The sequence below is a fragment of the Ruegeria atlantica genome, assembly GCF_013033965.1.
In the GTDB taxonomy this organism is placed as follows: Bacteria; Pseudomonadota; Alphaproteobacteria; order Rhodobacterales; family Rhodobacteraceae; genus Ruegeria; species Ruegeria atlantica_D.
In genome coordinates this window covers 1-2853 of the sequence record NZ_WQFE01000033.1, presented here as the reverse complement: position 1 = coordinate 2853, position 2853 = coordinate 1, and the positions used below count along the sequence as shown (strand labels likewise).

At 57.6% G+C, this 2853-nt stretch carries 3 protein-coding genes; all 3 read left to right on the top strand.

Annotated elements, in window-relative coordinates:
* Positions 1 to 60 precede the first annotated feature (60 nt).
* The 3 genes from GOW16_RS22930 to GOW16_RS22500 all read left to right on the top strand — a co-directional run bounded on the left by GOW16_RS22930 (position 61) and on the right by GOW16_RS22500 (position 2827).
* Entirely contained in the window at positions 61 to 720 is a 660-nt protein-coding gene (locus GOW16_RS22930; protein ID WP_170419793.1) for a plasmid pRiA4b ORF-3 family protein, read from the top strand.
* A 117-nt stretch (positions 721 to 837) separates the two neighbouring features.
* The gene (locus tag GOW16_RS22505) at positions 838 to 1419 is read left to right on the top strand and encodes a recombinase family protein (protein ID WP_170419792.1); all 582 of its coding nucleotides are present in this window, start codon (positions 838 to 840) and stop codon (positions 1417 to 1419) included.
* 22 nt (positions 1420 to 1441) lie between these two features.
* Positions 1442 to 2827, top strand: coding sequence for an ISKra4 family transposase (locus GOW16_RS22500; protein WP_170419790.1), 1386 nt, complete (start codon positions 1442 to 1444; stop codon positions 2825 to 2827).
* The last annotated feature ends 26 nt before the right edge of the window (positions 2828 to 2853 follow it).

The following is a 2853-nucleotide window of genomic DNA, read 5'->3' as shown; positions in this document are numbered from 1 at the left end:
GGGAGCACCGCAAAACGTGGGGCAGTTGCCGGTGGCGGGGGTTGATGGCACGATCGAGATATGGATGTGGCCGGAGATATTGTTCAGCTGAAAGTGCGCCTGCTTGGGATCAGCCCGATGATCTGGCGGCGGGTTCTTGTGCCGGCCTCGATGACCCTGCGCGAGTTGCACGGGTTGCTGCAAGTCGCAATGGGCTGGGAAGGCATTCACTTGTTTGTCTTTGACATTCACGCGGTGCGATATGGCTCGTTTGAATTGTTTGCCGCAAACCCGGATGCGCCATTGCATCGGTTCGGGCTCCGCGAGAATAAGCGGTTCTCGTACATTTACGATATGGGTGATCATTGGGAACACGAGATCCGCATTGAGGCGATCAACCCACCGCCGAAGAAATCCTATCCGGTCTGCATCGGCGGTTCCGGTGCCTGCCCGCCCGAGGATTGTGGTGGGCCGCATGGCTACCATGAACGCCGAGACGAGGCTGACGGCTATGACGCCTGGAGAGACATGGACATCATGACTGGCTTTCTCGAAGACGTTGTGGCTGCCGACGCGCCGGACCGGCCGGTATCCGATTTCCTGTCCCCCGATGTGGAAGCGGCGATGGAACGGATCGCGGCGCGCAAGCCGTTCGTGGAGGGGAAGTTTTCGCGTGGTGATGTGAACAAGCGGTTCCGGGCCGGAGATCATCGCGACCTGATGCGCCAGCAGATGTGGTAGGGGTGTTCAGAAAGGTTCGGTTACGGACAGGCGCTCCAGACCTGTCCTAAAACTATATTGACGACATATTGAACATGCCTATGATTCTGGACACCCATTTCTTTGCAGTGTGCGTCCATGTCCAGAACCTTTGCCTATACCCGGGTCTCAACCACAGAGCAGATCCCGGAAAACCAGCTTCAGGAGATCGAAGCGGCGGGATTTAAAGTGGAACCGCATCGTATTGTTGCAGAAACCGTATCCGGGTCCGTGGCCATTGCGCGCCGCAAAGGGTTCGGCCGTCTGCTGGATAAGATGGAACGGGGCGATATCCTGATCGTGACCAAGCTCGACCGGCTTGGCCGGGATGCCATCGATGTCAGCACCATCGTGGCCAAACTGGAAAAGCTGGGCATTCGCGTCCATTGCCTGACCCTTGGCGGCGTCGATCTGACCAGTTCGGCAGGCAAGCTGACCATGGGGGTGATCAATGCCGTCGCGCAATTCGAGCGCGATTTGCTGATCGAACGCACCCAGTCGGGTCTTGCCCGCGCCAAAGCGCAAGGCAAACCCCTCGGGAGACCAGCGGCACTGACGGTTGACCAACAAGCTCAGGTGCGTGCCCGGATCGCTGCAGGCGAGACGGTCTCGGCAATCGCCCGGGACATGGACACAAGCAGACAGACGATCATGCGTGCAAGAGACGCGCAGACATCATAAAACCAAGCAGGCAGGAAAACACATGGACATCGAGATAACAGTCAAAATTACCGCGCCGGACGGCACAGCCCACACCGAACAGATTGGTACAATCACCAAGGCATCTGACACCATTGGTGAGATTGGCCTCTCAATCTCCGAGAGCAAAGAGCTGCTGTTGCATCTGCAGCAGGAAATCGTGTCTGCACAATGCGTGGCATATTGCGCGACGCGCACATGCTGCCCTAACTGTGGCCGAAAACTTCGATGCAAGGGGCGCAGCGACATCAGATACCGCACCGTTTTCGGCGATGTCACCGTTGCGAGCCCGCGTTTCTATCGCTGCCAGTGCCACGACGGCCCCGCCCAGACCTTCAGCCCGCTGACAGAGCTTCTGCCGGACCACGTCGCGCCGGAACTGCTATGGCTGGAAACGAAATGGGCTTCGCTGGTTTCCTTTGGGATTACGGCTGACATTCTGAAGGATGTCCTGCCAATTGATGTTCGGCTTAGCTCGGATACGATCCGCAGGCACCACGGTCGGGCCGCCACACGGATGGAAGCAGAACTGGCGGAAGAACGGTTCAGCTTCATTGAGACCAGCGCTTGCCAACGGGAACAGATGCCAAACCCAGAGGGGCCAATCACCGTCGGGATCGATGGCGGATACGTTCGATCCCGCGATGTCGGACAGTCGCATTTTGAGGTCACTGTGGGCAAATCGATCCTGACTGACCGCCCAAGCCGGTATCTTGGTCTCGTTCAGAGCCATGATGATAAGCCGAAACGGCGGCTGCACGAGGTGTTGCAAGATCAGGGCTGGCAGGAGAACCAGCCGGTGACCTTCATGACCGATGGCGGCGACACCGTCATCAACATCGCTCAAGACATGGCACCAGCGTCGGAACACATTCTCGACTGGTTCCACGTCACCATGCGCATCACCGTTATGCAGCAATATGTGAAGGGGCTAGCGCATCATAACGAGGACGATGCGGAAAATTTGGCCAGGCAGCTCCGCAAGATCAAGGGCTTCCTGTGGAACGGCAATCTGCACGACGGCCAATGGGCGATCGAAGATCTCGTCGTCGATCTCGACGAGGTCGAGACAGATTACGCCAGCATCAAGGCCCTGCGCAAAACCGCTGCCGAGTTCGAAACCTACATTGCCAACAACAAGGATATGATCCCGAACTATGCCGAACGGCGGCGATACGGCGAGCGCGTCTCTACCGGCTTTGTCGAGAGCACTGTCAACACGGTCGTTGGAAAGCGCTTTGGCAAGAAACAGCAGATGCGTTGGTCAAAACAGGGGGCTCATCTCATGCTGCAAACCCGGACCCGTACGCTTGATGGAACCCTCCGCGCCAAGTTCGAGCAATGGTATCTAGGCATGAAATCTCACGAAGAAACGCAAATGGTAGCCTGATTGCCCCACACTTTGCGGTGCTCTCC